Annotated in this window: 18 protein-coding genes; 7 read left to right on the top strand and 11 right to left on the bottom strand. The window is 66.7% G+C overall.

The window, feature by feature from the left end; genetic code table 11:
- Positions 1-75: 75 nt before the first annotated feature.
- Positions 76-801, bottom strand: a complete 726-nt coding sequence (locus tag QZM72_RS32655) for a phosphonate utilization associated transcriptional regulator (RefSeq protein WP_089468768.1) — start codon at positions 799-801, stop codon at positions 76-78.
- A gap of 282 nt (positions 802-1,083) precedes the next feature.
- Positions 1,084-2,724 carry an L-lactate permease gene (locus QZM72_RS32650; RefSeq protein WP_301740170.1) on the bottom strand — a complete coding sequence of 547 codons (1,641 nt, stop codon included), beginning with the start codon at positions 2,722-2,724 and terminating at the stop codon, positions 1,084-1,086.
- Positions 2,725-3,142: 418 nt separating this feature from the next.
- Here QZM72_RS32650 and QZM72_RS32645 point away from each other — a divergent pair, with 418 nt between their 5' ends.
- The gene (locus QZM72_RS32645) at positions 3,143-3,460 is read left to right on the top strand and encodes a DUF4148 domain-containing protein (RefSeq protein ID WP_089468770.1); all 318 of its coding nucleotides are present in this window, start codon (positions 3,143-3,145) and stop codon (positions 3,458-3,460) included.
- 75 nt (positions 3,461-3,535) lie between these two features.
- Here the strand turns inward: QZM72_RS32645 and gshA are convergent, their stop codons facing one another.
- The 3 genes from gshA to ada form a co-directional block, all read right to left on the bottom strand.
- On the bottom strand, positions 3,536-5,149 hold the full coding sequence (gene gshA / locus QZM72_RS32640; protein ID WP_179233445.1) for a glutamate--cysteine ligase: 1,614 nt from the start codon (positions 5,147-5,149) through the stop codon (positions 3,536-3,538).
- 477 nt (positions 5,150-5,626) lie between these two features.
- Entirely contained in the window at positions 5,627-6,586 is a 960-nt protein-coding gene (locus QZM72_RS32635) for a DNA-3-methyladenine glycosylase (RefSeq protein WP_301740169.1), read from the bottom strand.
- The gene (gene ada / locus QZM72_RS32630) at positions 6,583-7,674 is read right to left on the bottom strand and encodes a bifunctional DNA-binding transcriptional regulator/O6-methylguanine-DNA methyltransferase Ada (RefSeq protein WP_089468772.1); all 1,092 of its coding nucleotides are present in this window, start codon (positions 7,672-7,674) and stop codon (positions 6,583-6,585) included. Before ada ends, QZM72_RS32635 begins: the two co-directional genes overlap by 4 nt.
- A 431-nt stretch (positions 7,675-8,105) precedes the next feature.
- Here ada and QZM72_RS32625 point away from each other — a divergent pair, with 431 nt between their 5' ends.
- Positions 8,106-8,519, top strand: coding sequence for a VOC family protein (locus tag QZM72_RS32625; RefSeq protein ID WP_301740168.1), 414 nt, complete (start codon positions 8,106-8,108; stop codon positions 8,517-8,519).
- Positions 8,520-8,560: 41 nt separating this feature from the next.
- Here QZM72_RS32625 and QZM72_RS32620 read toward each other — a convergent pair whose 3' ends face one another.
- From QZM72_RS32620 to speG, 3 genes are all read right to left on the bottom strand, one after another.
- Positions 8,561-9,115 (bottom strand): YaeQ family protein, encoded by a 555-nt coding sequence (locus QZM72_RS32620; protein ID WP_301740167.1) that lies wholly within the window; start codon positions 9,113-9,115, stop codon positions 8,561-8,563.
- Between the two features lie 189 nt (positions 9,116-9,304).
- Entirely contained in the window at positions 9,305-9,652 is a 348-nt protein-coding gene (gene sap1, locus QZM72_RS32615) for a surface attachment protein Sap1 (protein ID WP_179233447.1), read from the bottom strand.
- A gap of 488 nt (positions 9,653-10,140) precedes the next feature.
- Positions 10,141-10,698, bottom strand: coding sequence for a spermidine N1-acetyltransferase (gene speG / locus QZM72_RS32610; protein WP_301740166.1), 558 nt, complete (start codon positions 10,696-10,698; stop codon positions 10,141-10,143).
- Positions 10,699-10,848: 150 nt separating this feature from the next.
- Between speG and QZM72_RS32605 the strand changes: the two genes are divergently transcribed.
- From QZM72_RS32605 to QZM72_RS32590, 4 genes are all read left to right on the top strand, one after another.
- Positions 10,849-11,019 carry a hypothetical protein gene (locus tag QZM72_RS32605; RefSeq protein ID WP_006489933.1) on the top strand — a complete coding sequence of 57 codons (171 nt, stop codon included), beginning with the start codon at positions 10,849-10,851 and terminating at the stop codon, positions 11,017-11,019.
- Positions 11,020-11,136: 117 nt separating this feature from the next.
- Positions 11,137-11,385 (top strand): DUF2795 domain-containing protein, encoded by a 249-nt coding sequence (locus QZM72_RS32600; RefSeq protein ID WP_089468776.1) that lies wholly within the window; start codon positions 11,137-11,139, stop codon positions 11,383-11,385.
- Between the two features lie 109 nt (positions 11,386-11,494).
- Positions 11,495-12,853 (top strand): sensor domain-containing diguanylate cyclase, encoded by a 1,359-nt coding sequence (locus QZM72_RS32595; protein ID WP_089468777.1) that lies wholly within the window; start codon positions 11,495-11,497, stop codon positions 12,851-12,853.
- 111 nt (positions 12,854-12,964) lie between these two features.
- Positions 12,965-13,129: a hypothetical protein gene (locus tag QZM72_RS32590; RefSeq protein ID WP_179233428.1), complete on the top strand. Its 165-nt coding sequence runs from the start codon at positions 12,965-12,967 to the stop codon at positions 13,127-13,129.
- A gap of 141 nt (positions 13,130-13,270) precedes the next feature.
- Here the strand turns inward: QZM72_RS32590 and mnmE are convergent, their stop codons facing one another.
- Positions 13,271-14,665, bottom strand: a complete 1,395-nt coding sequence (gene mnmE, locus QZM72_RS32585; protein WP_089468778.1) for a tRNA uridine-5-carboxymethylaminomethyl(34) synthesis GTPase MnmE — start codon at positions 14,663-14,665, stop codon at positions 13,271-13,273.
- Positions 14,666-15,003: 338 nt separating this feature from the next.
- Between mnmE and QZM72_RS32580 the strand changes: the two genes are divergently transcribed.
- Complete coding sequence (locus QZM72_RS32580) at positions 15,004-15,438, top strand: transcriptional regulator (RefSeq protein ID WP_050018236.1); 435 nt, start codon at positions 15,004-15,006, stop codon at positions 15,436-15,438.
- A 115-nt stretch (positions 15,439-15,553) separates the two neighbouring features.
- Here QZM72_RS32580 and yidC read toward each other — a convergent pair whose 3' ends face one another.
- Together yidC and yidD are read right to left on the bottom strand one after the other, a co-directional pair.
- Entirely contained in the window at positions 15,554-17,215 is a 1,662-nt protein-coding gene (yidC, locus tag QZM72_RS32575) for a membrane protein insertase YidC (RefSeq protein ID WP_089468779.1), read from the bottom strand.
- 8 nt (positions 17,216-17,223) lie between these two features.
- On the bottom strand, positions 17,224-17,490 hold the full coding sequence (yidD, locus tag QZM72_RS32570) for a membrane protein insertion efficiency factor YidD (protein WP_089468780.1): 267 nt from the start codon (positions 17,488-17,490) through the stop codon (positions 17,224-17,226).
- Positions 17,491-17,545 lie beyond the last annotated feature (55 nt).

Below are 17,545 nucleotides of genomic sequence, written 5' to 3'. Positions count from 1 at the left end.
ACGTCGAGCGAAGCGACAGCCGTGATCCGGCCGCTCCGCGGCCTTTGAACGTGCGGTGACCGGTAACGCGACAGCTTACGCGCCGGCTTTCTCCCGCGCCGCCTTGCCCGTCGCCGGCATCCCCTGCTCATGCGTGCGACGCATCCGCGCGAGACCGTGCGCGACGTGCTCGCGCACGAGCGCGACGGCCTTGTCCTCGTCGCCGGCCGCGAGCGCCTGCACGATCTTGTCGTGCTCGGCCGCCGACACCGCGATCGCCCCCTTCTCGGCCTCGATCGCCGCCTGGCGCAGCAGGCCGAGCTGGCGCACGAGCCGCCGGTAGGTATCGGTGAGATGCGTATTGCCGACGCCGACCACCATCGCGTCGTGGAACTGCACGTTCAGCTCGGTATAGCGCGTGACGTCGCGCGTCTTCGCGGCATCCTTCATCGACTGGATGATGCCTTTCAGCACTTTCAGCGTATCGGGCGAGATGCGCTTCGCGAGCGCGCGCGCGACCGACTCGTCGAGCATCGCGCGCACTTCGTAGATCTCCTCCGCCTCGCGCAGCGGCACGACGCGCACGGTCACACCGCGGTTCTTCTCGTTGCGCAGCAGGCCGGCCTGTTCGAGCGCGCGAAACGCTTCGCGCACCGGGCCGCGCGACACGTTCAGCTTCGTCGCGATATCGACTTCGTTCAGCTTTTCGCCCGGCGCGTATTCGCCGGACACGATTGCACGCTCGAGCATGTCCTGGACGATCATCGCGAGCGACTGGCTTTGCAGGAGTTCGATGGCGCTGAGCGCGTTCGGGGCAGTCATGAGTAGGCGGGGAGCGGGGCTGTCGGTGAAAACGAGGGCGCCATGTCGGCGAACGCTCGTTGTATACGCTCGGCCCGACATATTGTCAACAGTATTCAGTCTCCAAAGGCCGCGGCTGCGTGCGAAGCACAACCGACATGCAACCGACACGCCGCTAGGGGGTACGGCCGGTGAACGCGCTAAACCGCCGCGCGCTCACCGCTTTCCCACATGACCCGGCGCTTTTCCCGCGCCTTCCCTCGTTGTTTTCCTCGTGCCTTCCTTCTGTCGTGGCGCCGTGCGTCACTTCGGCAGCGCCGGGATCATCCAGGTCAGCACGTGCTGTTGCAGGAACACCAGCACGCCGAGCAGCAGCGTGAGGATCACGCTGTGCCAGAAGGTGCGTGCGAACACGACGCCTTCCTGCCCTTTCAGGTCCGTCGTCGACACGCCCGTCGCGATGTTCTGCGGCGAGATCATCTTGCCCATCACGCCGCCCGACGAATTGGTCGCGGCCATCAGCACCGGATCGAGGCCGAGCTGCCGGGCAGCCACGACCTGCAGGTTGCCGAACAACGCGTTGCCCGACGTGTCGCTGCCGGACAGGAACACCGCGATCCAGCCGAGCGACGCGGACACCAGCGGGAACAACGCGCCCGTCGACGCGACGCCGGTGCCGAGCGTGTAGCTGATGCCGGAGTAATTCAGCAGGTACGCGAGCCCGACGATCATCATCACCGTGACGATCGCGATCCACGTCTGCCGCCACGTCTTCACCACGCATTCGACGAACGCGCCGGGGCCGGTGCGCGTCAGCGCGGCCGTGATGATCGCCGACACGAGAATCGCGGTGCCCGTGCCGAGCGGCTGGAAATCCCAGATCGCCGCATACGGCTTGTGATACAGCGACACGTACACGGCGTTGTGCAGGCCCGGCCACTTGATCTTCACGTCGCCGATCGCCGCGATGTTCGCGTGCACCCACACGATCACGACCACCGACACGACGAGCCACGGCAGCCAGCCGCCGAAGCCCGCGCGCGCGGCGCCGGCGGCGGCCGGCACGCTGCGCGCGAGCGCGTACTGCGGATCGGGCTGCGGCTTCCATACCTGCAGGAAGCCGATCGTCACGATCAGCGACGTGAGCGACGACAGCACGTCGGTGAGCTGGTAGCCGAGGAAGTTCGACGTGACGAACTGCGCGATCGCGAAGCTGCCGCCGGACACGAGCAACGCCGGCCACAGCTTCGCGATCGAGCGCAGCCCGCCATACGCGCCGACCACGTAGAACGGCAGCAGCAGCGCGAAGAACGGCAACTGGCGGCCGACCATCTGCGCGAGCGTCGCGGGCGGCAGCGACGTGACCGCGCCGAGCACGGTGATCGGCACGCCGAGCGCGCCGAACGCGACCGGCGCGGTGTTGAACAGCAGCGTATAGGTGAGCGCTTCGAGCGCGGGGAAGCCGAGCGCGATCAACAGCGCGCTCGTGATCGCGACCGGCGTCCCGAATCCGGAGATCCCTTCCAGCAGACAGCCGAACGAGAACGCGACGACGAGCAGCACGAGGCGGCGGTCGTCGGGCAGGTTGTCGAGCATCCACTGCCGGAACTGGTCGAAGCGGCCCGACTTCACCGCGATGTTGTACAGCAGCAGCGCGTTGAAGACGATCCACATCACCGGCACGACCGCGAGCGCCATGCCGGCGCCGACCGCGTCGAACGCGAGCCCGGCCGGCATTCCCCACGCGCCGATCGCGACCGCGAGGCCGGCGACGAGCCCGGCGAGCGACGCCTGCCACGCGGGGCGGCGCAGCACGCCGAGCGCGATCAGCGCGACCGCGATCGGGATCGCGGCGACGAGGAACGACAGGAGCAGCGAGTTCGCGACGGGCGTCAACGGTTGCGCGAAGGCGATGCCGGGCGGAAGGGCGTCGGTGGGGTTCATCGTGTCTCCAGAGTCGACCCGGGTTCGCATGTCGATGCGCCGGGTTCGGTACAAGGCGATGTCCTGCAGTCACGACCGTGCTGGGGCGCTTGCATACGCAACGACGTTGCGCGGCCAACCGATCGGTCGCTTAAAAGAGGTTAGGAGGCGCAACGCGCTTGTACAAGGGGGAGAAGCCCGATGCGGGCGAGTCGATGCGAATCGGCCGCAGCATGATGACCGGCGGATGGCGCGCCGCTGTCGCGCTCGACAGGAAACCCGTCGCGACGGCTCACCGGTGCGCGCAATGTTGCGCGACCGGAAAAGGTGACTGCCAGCCGCGACGATGTTTCGTTGGGCGTCCGAAGCCTAGACTGGCTGCATCGTTTCGGCCCGCGCCGCCAATGGCGCGGCACCGGAGCCTCACGGAGCCAACACGATGAAGACGATGAAACGCGCGGCATGCGCGTGTGTGCTGATCGGCGCGGCGTTCACCGCTCACGCGCAAGCCGCGTCGACGCTCACGCGCGCGCAAGTCCGCCAGGAACTCGTGGAACTGCAGGCCGCGGGCTACCGGGCGAGCCTCGCAAGCAGTCCTGACTTTCCGCGGAACATGCAGGCGGTCATGCAGCGTGCCGCGCAGGCGCGCGGTGAGGGCGAAGCCGCCGGTTACGGTAGCAACGGCCGGGCGAATAGGGAATCGGGCAAACCGGCGCTGCCGCACGCAATCGATCGCGGCACGTATGCGCATCACTGACCGAATCACTGACCGAACCGGATCGATCGCGCGGCAGCGGCGCGGCGCACCCCGCGCCGGCCGCATGCGCGATCGTCACACGCTGAAGCGGTTCAGCGTATAGGCGCGATAGGCGGCGACGAATGCGTCGAACGATCCGGCCTCCTTCGCTTCGAGTTCGGCCTGCTCGGCGAGCGACTTCGCGGCGAGCGCCTGTTCGGCGCGCAGCGTCACGGCCGACGGCGGATGCGCACGGAAATGCGCGGCATGCGCTTCGCTCTGCGCGAGCCCGAACGCGAGGAACGACTGGCCGTTCTCGCGCATCGTGCGCAGCACGCGCGCGGATGGCGTGCGCTCCGGATCGGCGAGCTTCTCGCGCTGCGCGGCGATCGCGCGCGCATGTTCGTCGCCGCCGCGGATTTCGTCGAGCCGGCGACCGACGATTTCGATATCGGCCATCAGCTCGTCGGCCCACTGCTGCAGCGTGACCGGCTGGCCGTCACGCGTCAGCGTGAGCCCCGGCTGGCGGCCGTCCAGCGTCACGCTGCCGAAGTTCGCGTTCGCTTCCTTGTACGCGTCGCAGTCGAGCGGCGCGCTTTCGTCGAGCGCGCACGCGAGCAGGAACGCGTCGATGAAGCGCGCGGTCTCCAGCGCGATGCCGGTCGGCTCGAACGGATCGATGTCGAGGCAGCGCACCTCGATGTACTGCACGCCGCGCGACGCGAGCGCATGCAGCGGCCGCTCGCCCGAATACGTGACGCGCTTCGGCCGGATCGTCGAGTAGAACTCGTTCTCGATCTGCAGCACGTTCGTGTTGATCTGGATCCACTCGCCGTCGCGATGCGTGCCGATCGCCTCGTACGCCGGATACGGCTCGCTCACCGCCTTCGACAGCGCGTCGAGATAGCCAGGCAGCGTGTTGTAGTCGACGTGCAGCGCGGCCTGGGCCGTCGTGTTCGAGTAACCGAGATCGCTCATCCGCAGGCTGGTCGCATACGGCCGGTACAGCGTATCGGCGTCGAACGTGTCGAGCTGGTGCGACTTGCCGCGCAGGAACTTCGTATCGAGCACCGGCGACGCGCCGAACAGGTACATCAGCAGCCAGCTGCGGCGGCGGAAGTTGCGGATCTGCGCGAGATAGCGTTCCGACTGGTAATCGACGAGCGTCGCCGTCGACTCTTCGTCCGCATGCAGGCGCCGCCACACTTCCTCGTGCAGCGAGTAGTTGTAGTGGATGCCGGCGATACACTGCATCGTGCGGCCGTAGCGATACGCGAGGCCGCGCCGGTACACCGTCTTCAGGCGGCCGATGTTCGACGTGCCGTAGTTGGCGATCGGGATCTCGTCGTCGGCCGGCAGCAGGCCCGGCATCGAGTCGTTCCACAGGATCTCGTCGCCGAGCGATGCATACACGTAGCGATGCAGATCGTCGAGGCGCTCGAGCGTGAGCGCGGCGTCGCGCTCCGCGGGCGTGATCAGTTCGATCAGCGCCTCGGAATAGTCGGTCGTCAGCGCCGGATGCGTGAGCGCGGAGCCGAGCGCGCGCGGATGCGGCGTGAACGCGATCATCCCGTCGCGCGTCACGCGCAGGCTTTCCTTCTCGATGCCGCGCAGGCCGTCGGGCAGATGCTGCCGCGTCGGGCCCGAGCTCAGCGCGTCGAGACGTTTCAGCAGCAGTTCGGACTGGCGGTGAGTCATGGTGTTCGACATGGAGACGCAAGTGCGTGACGGCCGCGTGCAGAACGCCGCGCGCGGCCGGCTGGATTGTTGGTCGCTTCGTTGGTAGCGGGCACTTTAACATCTCGCCGAAAGCCGCGCTTGAGGTGGCCGCGGGCACGGCGCGCGGGCCTGAGCGGGCGATCGGGCGGGCCGGGTGCGGCAGCTCGGGCCCGTATCACCGGTTGCGGACGAGGCCGATCGGCACGCCGGTCGGCGGAATTCGTCGGATGAAACGTGAACGGCGAACGGGTGGCGGCAGGTGCTACCGTGCCGCTGGATTGATCGCGAAACCACGCGTACGCAGGCATCGCACGCGCTACATCCGGCCGGCCCCGGCGGGGATGGGCAAGCGCCGTGACGGAGCCGCGTCACGCCCCGGCGCTTGACGCCTATCGGATGTCGGCACCGCCTGTGCAACGGGTTGGGCACAGCCCGCGTTGCGGTCGCACCGGCCATGGACCGCCGTGCTTACCCGCCGCGCGCGCCGCCCGCCCGGTCGGCTACTTCGTTCCACAAATGCAGCGCCGCATATGCGCGCCACGGCCGCCAGCCTTCGGTGCGGCGCTTCTGGCTGGTGAGCCGGTCGAGCGCCGGGTCGCGCGCGGCGATCGACTGCATCAGCACGAGATCGGAGGCCGGCCACGCGTCCGGATCGCGCCATGCGCGCATTGCGATGTATTCGACGGTCCACGGGCCGATGCCGGGCAGGTCGAGCCACGCGCTGCGCAGCGTCGCGAGATCGGCATGCGCGCGATCGACCGGCACGTCGCCGGCCGCCACCGCGCGCGCCACGCCGGTCAGCGCCGCCACGCGCTTGCCGGGCATCCCGATCTTGTCGAGATCGCACGCGGCCAGCGCGTCGGGCGTCGGGAAACGCCATGCGGGCGCGCCGTCGTCTTCCGGCATCACGCGTTCGCCGGCCCGCTCGACGAGCCGGCCGACGATCGTCGTCGCGGCCTTCACGCTGACCTGCTGGCCGACGATCGCGCGCACGGCCAGTTCGAACCCCGACCATGCGCCCGGCACGCGCAGCCCCGGCGCGGCCTCGACGAGCGGCGCGAACCACGGATCGCGCGCGAGTCCGCCGCCGATCGCGGCCGGATCGGCGCCGAGGTCGAACATCGTCGCGACGCGCGCGGCGAACGCGTCGTCGACGTGACGCGCGACCGCCCCTTCGACGGTCGCGACCAGGCAATGCTTGCGCGGATGTTTCGTCACGGTGAGCCGACCCGCCTCGCCATGCAGATCGACGATGCGGCGATACACGCCGTCCGCGACCTGCTCGACGCCCGGAATCGCGCGCCCGCTGAAGAAGCGCAGCACGCGCGCCCAGTCGTACGGCGCCTGGTAACGCAGTTCCATCTGCGCGGACGGCGGCGCCAGGCCGCCGTTCGCGACGGATGTAATCGTTATTTTCTCGATGCTCAAACCGCATTGCCCTCCGTCTCGGCTTCGGTTTCATCGTTGTGAACATGACGCGCCTCGGCCGCGAGCAGCGTCGCCTTGCGACGCACGCCCCAGCGGTACCCGGCGAGCGCGCCGCCCTTTTGCACGACGCGGTGACACGGGATCGCGAGCGCGACCGGATTCGACGCGCACGCGGACGCGACCGCCCGCACCGCGCGCGGCGAGCCGAGCGCCTCGGCGATCTCCGAATAGCTGCGCGTTTCGCCGTACGGGATATGCGTCAGCGCTTCCCACACGCGCTGCTGGAACGCGGTCGGCGCGATGTCGAGCGGGAGATCGAATGCGTGCCGCGTACCGTCCAGGTACGCGCGGATCTGCGTGACGAACGGCGCGAGCCGCGCGGCCGCTTCGACCAGTTCGGCGCGTGCGAACGTGTCCTTCAGCTCGCCGACGAGCGACGCCGCGTCGTCGCCGAACGCGATCCGGCAGATGCCCTGTTCGGTGGCGGCGACGAGCACCGTGCCGAGCGACGTCGACGCGGTCGCATAGTCGATCCGCAGGCCGGCGCCCTGACGGCGGAACGCGGACGGCGCCATCCCCAGCTCGCGCGGCACCGACGCATAGAGCCGCGACGGCGAGTTGAACCCTGCGTCGACGGCCGCCTGCGTGACCGGCTGCCCGCTTTGCAGCGCCTGCCGCAACGCGGCGCCGCGCTGGGCGGCCTGGTACTGCCGCGGCGACACGCCGACCACGCGCTTGAAGAGCCGCTGCAGATGAAACGGGCTCACGTGCACGGCGTCGCTCAACTGCTGCAGCGTGAGCCGCTCGGCCTGCGCGTCGAGCACCGCGCACGCACGGTTGACGATTTCCAGCTCGCGCGGCAGCCCTTCCGGCTGGCAGCGCTTGCAGGGCCGGAAGCCGGCCGCGCGGGCGGCCGCCGGATCGGCGAAAAAGGACACGTTCTCGCGGCGCGGCTGCCGCGACGCGCAGGTCGGGCGGCAGAACACGCCGGTCGTGCGGACGGCGTAGAAGAACGCGCCGTCCGCATGCGGATCGCGCAGGGTCACGGCGCCCCAGCGGGCATCGTCGGTCGAATAGGCGGTTTTCATCTGAACCTCGCACTCTCTAGTGTAGATGGTGCCTACTCTAGGCATCGGCACATGCCGTCGCGCCCTGAATCTTGCTCTGTGATTCGTGCCGGTGAATCGGGGCCACATCGATCGAAATAAATCCGACGAAAACGCGCGCGGCGGCCGCTCCAGCGCGGTTTTCGTCATCGTCCCGTCACCGTTTTGCTGCAGTGCGGATGCGACAAATCGCCGTCCTGACGTTTTTTTGCAATCGGAATATTGCGTCGCACCATCGCCGTGTGTATAGTTAGAACTGTCTCCTCCATGTCTCCTCCTGATATGGATTAAGCCCGTTCCGCACTGCGTGAACGGGCTTTTTTTCGTCCGTCGATTGTGCCGCGTTCCTGCCGGCAGCGCAGGCGCGATGCGTCTACACTCGATGCTCGTCGACTGCGAAGGAGTCCCCGTTCATGAAACCCACCATCCGCGGAATCGATCACATCGTGCTGCGCGTGGCCGACATGGCGGCGATGACGCGCTTTTACTGCGAGGCCGTCGGTTGCCATGTGGAGAAGGAACAGCCCGATCTGGGCCTCGTGCAACTGCGCGCAGGCGACGCGCTGATCGACCTGCTGACGGTCGGCGGCCCGATCGACCGCCCCGACAGCGGCCCGCCCGGCACCGGGCGCAATCTCGATCACCTGTGCCTGCGTGTCGAGCCGTTCGATCCCGACGCACTGATCGCCCATTTCGCCGCGCATGGCGCGCGGCCGGGCGCGCCGGCGGAACGCTACGGCGCCGGCGGCTACGGGCCGTCGATCTACCTGTTCGATCCCGAAGGGAACATGGTCGAATTCAAGGGGCCGCCGGCCGCGCTCGGCTGACCGCGGCCGGCGCGCGGGCCCTTACGGACCCTTACGGACCCTTACGCGCCGTCGCGCGCCTTCAGCACCGTCCATTCGACCGCGACCGGATCGTGGTCGGCGCACGAGATCCATGCGGCGCCGTCCTGCACCGTGCACTGCAGGCGCATCGTGCGCGCCGCGAGCCGCCCGAGCGCGACCGCGACGCCGTCGGCAAGCGACAGCACCTGCACGTTGCGCAGCCGTTCGACCTTGCCGCGCACGCCCTGCCACCAGATATCCGACGTCTTGCCGCCGTACGCGATCACCGTCACCTGCCCGGCGCGGCCAGCCGCCTTCGAGATGCGCCGTTCGTCCGGCTGACCGGCCTCGATCCACACGTCGATCGCGCCCGTCAGGTCCTTTTGCCACAGGTCGGGCTCGTCGACGTCCGACAGCCCCTTGCAGAATTCGAGCCGCTCGTGCGCGAACAACGCGAACGCGACGATGCGCACCATCATCCGGTCGTCGGTTTCCGACGGATGGCGCGCCACCGTCAGTGCGTGATCGGCGTAGTAATGCCGATCCATGTCGGCGATTTGCAGTTCGGCTTTGTAGATCGTGGATTTCAGCGCCATGCGGATGCGGCCCGGGCGGGCATTCGGTTCGGTCGGGCCGTGATGATACCGAATGCGCGCCGCCCGGCGTGCGTCATGCGCGGTTCTCAGCGCAACGGCCCGGCATGCGCCGGGCCGTGTTCGGTGCGCGCCGCCCGCTCGTCGGGCCGGCGCGTTCGCGCGTCGTGCGACTGCGCGATGAGAGGACGCTTACTGCTTGACGAAGCGCGAATCGGTCCAGAGACCTTGCTGGTCGCTGTTGTCCGCGCTGACGAACTGCACGTCGCCCTGGTCGACCGTCACCACGCGGAACCGCTGGCCTTCCGGCACCGACAGGCAGCGGAAGTCGTCGAAATACTGCTGCTTCGCCTGCGACTTGCCGTCACGTTCGTGATTCAGTACGGAATCCAGATTGTCTTTCGACAGGCAGCCCCATGCGTTCTTCGTCAGCTGGATTTCCTGCTTCGGCTTGACGGCCGAATCGCCGCCGGCCTGGGCAATCGACACAGCGCAAAATGCGCCGACAAGGGCAAAAAGGACACCGGTACGCTTGATCATGTTCTGTCTCCAGGCTTGCGGGCACCAGGCTGGGTTAGCTATGTGTTTAAAGGTGATCGTGAACCCGCGTTTTTCACTTTAGAAGACCGGTAAACGATAGCAAGCACATTTGTTGTGCGACCGCAATAGCGGCGGATTGTCGCACCCCGTGCGCGGGCTGCTTTTTGGCGCGACCGGCGCGTGCGGCAAGCGCCGCCAAACTGCGGATCGGCCTTCGCCGCCGGGCGGAAACCGTTATCCGGCAAGGCTTTCAGAAAATTTACATTGCGACGATTGAACGGTTTGGATAATCCATTTCGCTATCCGGATCATTTTGATGCGTTGCACATAAAGTCATCCGAAACGATTCGAATTTACCACCGTGCGCAATCGCATTTACCTGATACAAGAAAAATGCCAGGTATAAGCGCCCCCGTATTTATCCGTAGTTCTCGGCACCATTCGGCGCTCCGCGCCCCCGTCGCCAGCACCTTTCGTCCGTGTGGTGTTTACCCTGCTTTATTCAGCCCGATTTTCTGACGTTCGAAATAATCGCGCTGGAAGATGCACATGCGATAAGCGTTGTGATACGCGCCATTCCCGAAAAATTCTTCCTTCAATTCGGCCTCGTGCTGGAATCCGCATTTCTCGTACACGTGGATCGCCGCCGCGTTCGACGTATCGACGATCAGGTAAAGCTTGCGCATGTTCAGCACCTTGAACGCGTACTCGATCGCGAGGCACGTCGCCTGGCCCGCGTAGCCGCGCCCCTGGCACTGCGGCGCGATGATGATCTGGAACTCGCCGCGGCGGTGAATGTAGTCGAGCTCGATCAGCTCCACGAGGCCGACCAGTTCGGCTTGCGCATCCACCGCGACGAAGCGGCGTTCGCGCTGGTCGTGTACGTGGCGGTCGTACAGTTGCGACAGTTCCGAGAAGGTTTCGTACGGCTCCTCGAACCAGTAGCGCATGATCTTCGCGTCGTTGTTCAGCTCGTGGACGAAGCGCAGGTCCTGGCGCTCCAGCGGCCGCAGCGCGAGCGTGTTGGTATCGTTCTGGAGTTGCATAGTCGTGTCCTTTTTGATGCCGGCGCCGCGCGGAACGCCCGGGCGTCACGGCCGCGTTCGAGCCCGTTTTGCACTGTAAGAATTTGAACGCGGGCGCTGTTCAGAGCCTAGAATGGGAGCAAGGGTTCCTGCCACCGCAAGGAGGCTATCGTGATCGAGCAAGTCATCCTCGGAATTTTCCTCGTGCTGCCGCTCGTCATCGTGGCTGCGCTGTTTTCCGACGAACTGTGGCAGGAGCATCGTCGCCAGCATCCGCGCGACGAGAACGCCCCGCACATCGACTGGAAGCATCCGTGGCGCCGTGTGCGGCGCGGGCACTGACTTAGTCACCGCCGATTCGCCGCCCGCGCCGGCCGGCCCGCCGGGGCCGGATAACATGCGACGCGGGCACAGCCCTTGCGCCCGATCCGATTCCCGCCCAACCCGCGAGACGCCGACGTGAACGACAAGCCCGCCATTCCCCCGCACGATGTCCCGAACGAAACGATCGACCTGCAGATCGCCGATGTGCTGGCGGCCGTCCGCTATCCGGCGAACAAGGATGCGATCGTCGATGCCGCGCGCGACGCCGGCGCCAGCAACGAAGTGTTGTCGATGCTCGACGGCCTGCCCGAACAGGACTATGCGGACGTCGACGCCGTCACGCGCTGGGTCGCCGGCAACTTCGGCCCGGGGCTCGGCATTTGAGCGCAGGCCAATAACGCGATAGGATCGGGCCGCACCGGTCGCGCCGCGATCGGGATGCGTGCCGCCCGGCGCAAGATCGGGCGCTTCGCACGCATGTCCGGGGGACCCCATGGAAGGCATCCTGATCCAGCACACGACGCAGCGTCAGCTGTGGTTCGGCGCGCTGACGGCGCTCGTCATCCTGCTCACGCTCGGGATCGCCGCGCCGCACGCGAACGTCGCGTTGCCGGCCGTCGAGCCGTTCATGCCGATGTGCGCGCTCACCGTGTTCACGACCGCGAGCATCGCGGCGTTCTTCCTCGGCGCGCAATTCACCGTCACGCGCCAGCCCGTGCTCGGTGCGCTCGGCGGCGCCTATGCGTTCACCGCGCTCGCCGTCGCGCTGCAACTGCTCACCTTTCCCGGCGTGTTCGCGCCGCATGGCCTGCTCGGCGCGCGCCCGCAAAGCGCCGCATGGATGTGGATCTTTTGGCATGCCGGCTTTCCGTGCTTCGTGATGGCCGCGCTGTTCGCCCGCGAGCGGCTCACGCGCGCCCCGGTCGGCGCGAAGGAGACGCGCCGCTGGACAATCGCGCTGATCGGCGGCCCGGCCGTCGCCGCGGCGCTCCTGTGCGCGATCGCGCTGAACGTGTCGCTGCCGCCCGCGTTCCATCCGCCCGGCGACGCGGCCGTGCTGCCCGTCAACGGCATCGCGCTCGTCGTATGGATCCTCAACGTGCTCGCGCTCGTGGCCGTGCTGGTCACCGGCCGGCTGCGCACGACGCTCGACCTGTGGCTCGCGATCGCGGTGCTCGCGTGCCTCACCGATACGACGCTGAACCTGCTGTCCACCCACCGCTTCACGGTCGGCTGGTATGTCGCGCGCCTGTTCAGCATGTTCACGCCCGGCGTGCTCGTATGCGTGCTCGCGTGGGAAGTGACGATGCTGTATCAGCAACTGTTCGAAGCGCACGCGACGCTGATCCGCTCTTCCGCGCGCGACGGGCTCACGGGCGCGTTCAACCGCAGCCACTTCAACGATCATTTCCACACGCTGTTCCTGCAGGCGCGGCGGCAGGGCGAACCGCTGTCGCTGCTGATGGTCGACGTCGATCACTTCAAGGCGTACAACGACGCGTTCGGTCACGTGAAGGGCGATGCGTGCCTGATCGCCGTAGCGAACGCACTGGCCGGCGCGGTGCGGCGGCCGGCCGACATCGTCGCGCGCTACGGCGGCGAGGAGTTCGCGATCGTGCTGCCGAACACCGGCGCGCGCGGTGCGCGGGTGGTGGCCGACGAAGTGCGCGACGCCGTGCTGCGGCTCGACCTCGCGATGCCTTCGTCGCCGGCGGGACGCGTGAGCGTCAGCGTCGGCTGCGCGTCCGTGTCGGCCGACGATCTGTCGATGCCCGACGCGCTGATCGAAGCTGCCGATGCCGCGCTGTATCGCGCGAAGGATACGGGGCGAAACCGGGTCGTCGTCGCCTGAAACGTCTGCTGTTTGGCCAATTGTTACGGTCATTCTGACCGGAATAATCCACCGTTACGGATTGCGGCGCGGGGAAACGATCGCTTACAGCCCGGGCCGGAGCCGCTCGCTATGCTGGGTTTCATATTGAACCCCGAGCAGGTGAACGCGATGAAGAAGGCCCTTTTGTTGATTGCAGGCGTCGCCGTGTTGTTGAGCGGCTGTATCGTGGTGCCGGATGGTGGCGGGTATTACGGTGGGGGTGGGTATTATCACCATCATCGGCATTGGGATTGAGGCCTCCCGGCCGAGCATTGCATCATCCTTCCGGATGTTCGAATTCGTTTCGGCATCCGGCAATGACGATGCATGAGCGCCCATGCCGTTCGTACTCCACGACACGCCGCTGGCCGCGGCAACGTACGGTTCAGCGTCCGCTCACTTCCCGATACAAAACCTGCTGAAAATCACCCCCAGCAGATCATCCGACGTGAACTCCCCGGTAATCGCATTGAGCTGCTCCTGCGCGAGCCGCAGTTCCTCGGCAAACAGATCGAGCGACTGCGCGCGCTGCTCCGCATGATCCGCCGCCTGCGCCAGATGCTCCTGCGCGGCCCGCAGCGCGATCAGATGCCGCTCGCGCGCCAGATACACGCCCTCGGCCCCCGCCTGCCACCCGGCAATCCGCAACAGCTCCGCGCGCAGCATGTCGATCCCGTCGCCGCGCTTCGCCGACAGATGCACCTCGGTCAAATCGCCTTCCGCCGCCGGATGCTCGACACACGCCGGCACGCCCGTCAAATCCGTCTTGTTCAACACGCGCACCACCGGCACGCCGCCCGGAAACCGCGCGGCGATCACTTCGTCGTCCGGCGTCATTCCCGTGCGCGAATCGAGCAGATGCAGCACGACGTCCGCGCGCTCGATCTCGCTCCACGTGCGCGCAATGCCGATCCGCTCGACTTCGTCTTCCGTCTCGCGCAGCCCCGCCGTATCGATGATGTGCAGCGGAATCCCTTCGACCTGAATCGTCTGCGCGACCTTGTCGCGCGTCGTGCCGGCGATCGGCGTGACGATCGCCAGCTCGGCGCCCGCCAGCGCATTCAGCAGCGACGACTTGCCGACGTTCGGCTGCCCCGCGAGCACGACAGACAACCCTTCGCGCAACAGCGCGCCCTGCCGCGCATCGCCGAGCACGTGCGCGAGCTGCGCGCGGATCTTCGCGAGCTTGCCGCGCGCGTCGGCCGCTTCCAGGAAGTCGATTTCCTCCTCCGGAAAATCGAGCGTCGCCTCGACCAGCATCCGCAGCGTGATCACGTCGTCGACGAGCGCGTGGATCTGTCGCGAGAACGCGCCGTCGAGCGAACGCCCGGCCGAGCGCGCGGCCGCCTCGGTGCTGGCCTCGATCAGATCGGCGACGGCCTCGGCCTGCGCGAGATCGAGCTTGTCGTTCAGGAACGCGCGCCGCGTGAACTCGCCCGGCTCCGCGAGCCGCAGCCCGAAGCCGCGCCCCGCATCCAGGCAGCGCTGCAGCAGCAGCTGCATCACGATCGGCCCGCCATGCCCCTGCAGCTCGAGCACGTGCTCGCCGGTGTACGAATGCGGCGCCGGGAAATACAGCGCGATCCCACGGTCGAGCGGCGCGCCATGCTCGTCGAGGAACGGCACGTAGCTCGCATGGCGCGGCACGAGCTTTTGCCCGCACAACGCGTCGATCAGCGGCAGCGCGGCCACCTCGCCGCCGCGCCCGAACGACACGCGGACGACCCCGATGCCGCCCCGGCCGGCAGCAGTGGCAATGGCGACGATCGGATCGGAATCGGTAGCGAGCATGGGAATTCGAGAAATCGGGTAATCGGCGAGTCAATGGTGCGCCCGCGCAACAATTCGGGCATCGGAACGCCGGCATTGTAGCGTGCCGGCTCACGCGCCACCGGCCGCGACGCCGGATTCGGACATGCCCGAATTTATCCCGACGGGGATAAGCCGAGTATCAGCTCAGCGTGATGAGCCGCCCACCGTTTCGGACAAGTATGCGTGCCGGAGGGGCTCGGCACTACGTCCCTCAATTTCATCGATCATCCTGATCAGGGTTGGGATTCGTCTGAAAGAGATACGTTTATCCTATATGGTTGTCTGGGACGCGGCGATGGAATTGCACAATCTCCCTCATGCCGACATCCGAAGAAAAAGCCGCGTTCTCGGAACGCCTGAAATTCGCCCTGCGGCGCAGCCCGGAGAAGGTCACGGGCGCGACGGAACTGGCGAACCGATTCAATCTGCGTCACCGCGGAACGCATCCTGTTTCGCCGCAAACCGCGCACAAATGGCTGACGGGCCGCACGATTCCGACGTCGGACAAACTCGAAACGCTGGCCGAATGGTTACGCGTCGAAGTGCACTGGCTGCATTACGGGCCGTCGCCGAGCGTGGTCGAACATCCGACGCCGCAACCGCTGCCGCGCGACGAACGCTACCCGCCGACGCCCGAGACGATCGAACTCGCATCGAAGATCGAGGCGCTGTCTCCGCATCAGCGCTACCTCGTGCAGGAACTGGTCGAGCAGTTCTACGGCGATCCGAAACTCGAAGCGAAGAAGGCCTGAACGGCAGCAGCCGCACGCGCCACCGCCAGGAAAACAAAAAGCCGCATGGTCACGAACCATGCGGCTTTTTTTGCGAGCATCGCGGGCGGCTGGCCACCCGCGAATGCAGCGAACGTCAGGCCGGCTTCTTCTTCACGCCGCCGAGCTTGCGCGTGATGTAGTACTGCTGCGCGATCGACAGCACGTTGTTCACGACGTAGTACAGCACGAGACCGGCCGGGAAGAAGAAGAACATCACCGAGAACGCGATCGGCATGAACTTCATCATCTTCGCCTGGACCGGGTCCGGCGGCGTCGGGTTCAGGCTCGTCTGCACGAACATCGACACGGCCATCAGCACCGGCAGGATGAAGAACGGATCGCGCTGCGACAGGTCGTGAATCCACAGAATCCACGGCGCGCCGCGCATTTCGACCGATGCGAGCAGCACCCAGTACAGCGAGATGAACACCGGGATCTGGATCACGACCGGCAGGCAGCCGCCGAACGGATTGACCTTCTCCGTCTTGTACAGCTCCATCAGCGCGGCGTTCATCTTCTGCGGATCGCTCTTGAAGCGTTCGCGCAGCGCCTGCATGCGCGGCGTGATTTCCTTCATGCGCGCCATCGACTTGTAGCTGGCAGCCGACAGCGGGAAGAACACGGCCTTGATCAGGATCGTCAGCAGCACGATCGACCAGCCCCAGTTGCCGACGTAGCTGTGGATCTTCTCGAGCAGCCAAAACAGCGGCTTCGCGATGATCGTCACCCAGCCGTAATCCTTCACGAGCTCCAGGCCCGGCGCGATGCCTTCGAGCATGCGCTCTTCTTCCGGACCGGCGAACAGGCGCGCCTGCACGTCGGCCGACTGGCCCGGCGCGATCGCGGCGACCGGCTGCTTCACGCCGATGCGATACAGCGTCGGATCGATCTTCTCAGCGTAGATGTCGCGCTTCACGCCCTGCTGCGGGATCCACGCCGACGCGAAGTAGTGCTGCACCATCGCGACCCAGCCGTTGTCGGCGGAGTTCACGTAGTCGGCCTTGTTCTTGTCGAGGTCGCTGAAGTTGATCTTCTGGAAGTGCTTCGCGTCCGTGTAGACCGCCGGCCCGAGGAACGTGTGCGAGAACATCGGCGTTTCGACGGCCGTGTTGTCGCGCACCAGTTCCATGTAGACCGTCGGCGTGACCGGGGCCGTGCCGACGTTGTCGATCTTGGTGTCGACGCCGATCACGTAGCTGCCGCGCGTGAACGTGTAGGTCTTGATGACCTTCACGCCGCCCTTCACCGGCGATTCGAACGACAGCTTCAGCGTGTTCTGGTCGCCCGTCAGCGACGTCGAGCCGGGGTTCAGTTGCGTGTAGACGTCGTTGTGGTTCGGGAAATCGCCGCCGAGCAGGCCCGTGCGTGCGAGATACGTGTGGCCGGCCGTGTGGTCGAACAGCGTGATGTACAGGTCGGGCTGCTTGCCGTCGCCCTGCTTCTTCAGCGTCAGCTTCGCGAGCGTGCCGCCGCGCGTGTCGATTTCGCCGTCGTACACGTCGGTCGAGAACTTCACGAGCTGCGCCTGCGCGGCCGGGGCCGTCGTCGACGGTGCGGCGCCGGCTGCGGCGGCAGGCACGTCACCTGCGGTCTTCGTCGCGCCCGTGCCCGATGCGCCGCCGGCAGCGGCCGGGGCCGTCTGCGTGGCGCTCGGGAAGAACATCGACGGGCGTCCATGGTCCCGCTGCCAGTTGTCGTACAGCATGACAGCTGACATGAAGAAGATCACCCATAGGACGGTGCGTTTGATATCCATGCGTTGTCTCAGAGTCGATGGGACCGCGCGTCGGCTTCGCCGCGAGCGCGAGTGTCGGAGTTGGGCGGCGGGACGAGGTCGACGCCGCCCGCGGAAAACGGGTGGCATCGGCACACGCGCCTGACGGCGAGATACGTGCCGCGCGCGGCGCCATGATACTGGATTGCCTCGCGCGCGTAATCCGAACAGGAAGGATAAAAACGGCAACGGCTGCCGAGCATCGGGCTCACGGCAACCTTGTAGAAGCGCAGCAAGGCGATCAATACCGTTTCCATACCTTGGGCGGCGCCGTACGACGCCGCGTCAAAACCGGCCGGGCGGGCGCGAACG

This window comes from Burkholderia sp. AU45388, assembly GCF_030481585.1.
Classification (GTDB): Bacteria; Pseudomonadota; Gammaproteobacteria; order Burkholderiales; family Burkholderiaceae; genus Burkholderia; species Burkholderia sola.
Note: the sequence above shows the minus strand (reverse complement) of the source record. Positions and strands in the feature narration are given on the sequence as shown.

Excerpts from the sequence above, each read along its gene's own strand:
- QZM72_RS32590 (WP_179233428.1), top strand. The coding sequence starts at position 12,965 with ATGCTGGGTTTCATATTGAACCCCGAGCAGGTGAACGCGATGAAGAAG.
- sap1 (WP_179233447.1), bottom strand. The coding sequence starts at position 9,652 with ATGATCAAGCGTACCGGTGTCCTTTTTGCCCTTGTCGGCGCATTTTGC.
- QZM72_RS32645 (WP_089468770.1), top strand. The coding sequence starts at position 3,143 with ATGAAGACGATGAAACGCGCGGCATGCGCGTGTGTGCTGATCGGCGCG.
- mnmE (WP_089468778.1), bottom strand. The coding sequence starts at position 14,665 with ATGCTCGCTACCGATTCCGATCCGATCGTCGCCATTGCCACTGCTGCC.
- gshA (WP_179233445.1), bottom strand. The coding sequence starts at position 5,149 with ATGTCGAACACCATGACTCACCGCCAGTCCGAACTGCTGCTGAAACGT.
- ada (WP_089468772.1), bottom strand. The coding sequence starts at position 7,674 with ATGAAAACCGCCTATTCGACCGACGATGCCCGCTGGGGCGCCGTGACC.
- QZM72_RS32595 (WP_089468777.1), top strand. The coding sequence starts at position 11,495 with ATGGAAGGCATCCTGATCCAGCACACGACGCAGCGTCAGCTGTGGTTC.
- QZM72_RS32650 (WP_301740170.1), bottom strand. The coding sequence starts at position 2,724 with ATGAACCCCACCGACGCCCTTCCGCCCGGCATCGCCTTCGCGCAACCG.
- yidC (WP_089468779.1), bottom strand. The coding sequence starts at position 17,215 with ATGGATATCAAACGCACCGTCCTATGGGTGATCTTCTTCATGTCAGCT.
- QZM72_RS32625 (WP_301740168.1), top strand. The coding sequence starts at position 8,106 with ATGAAACCCACCATCCGCGGAATCGATCACATCGTGCTGCGCGTGGCC.
- QZM72_RS32620 (WP_301740167.1), bottom strand. The coding sequence starts at position 9,115 with ATGGCGCTGAAATCCACGATCTACAAAGCCGAACTGCAAATCGCCGAC.
- yidD (WP_089468780.1), bottom strand. The coding sequence starts at position 17,490 with ATGGAAACGGTATTGATCGCCTTGCTGCGCTTCTACAAGGTTGCCGTG.
- QZM72_RS32655 (WP_089468768.1), bottom strand. The coding sequence starts at position 801 with ATGACTGCCCCGAACGCGCTCAGCGCCATCGAACTCCTGCAAAGCCAG.
- QZM72_RS32580 (WP_050018236.1), top strand. The coding sequence starts at position 15,004 with ATGCCGACATCCGAAGAAAAAGCCGCGTTCTCGGAACGCCTGAAATTC.
- speG (WP_301740166.1), bottom strand. The coding sequence starts at position 10,698 with ATGCAACTCCAGAACGATACCAACACGCTCGCGCTGCGGCCGCTGGAG.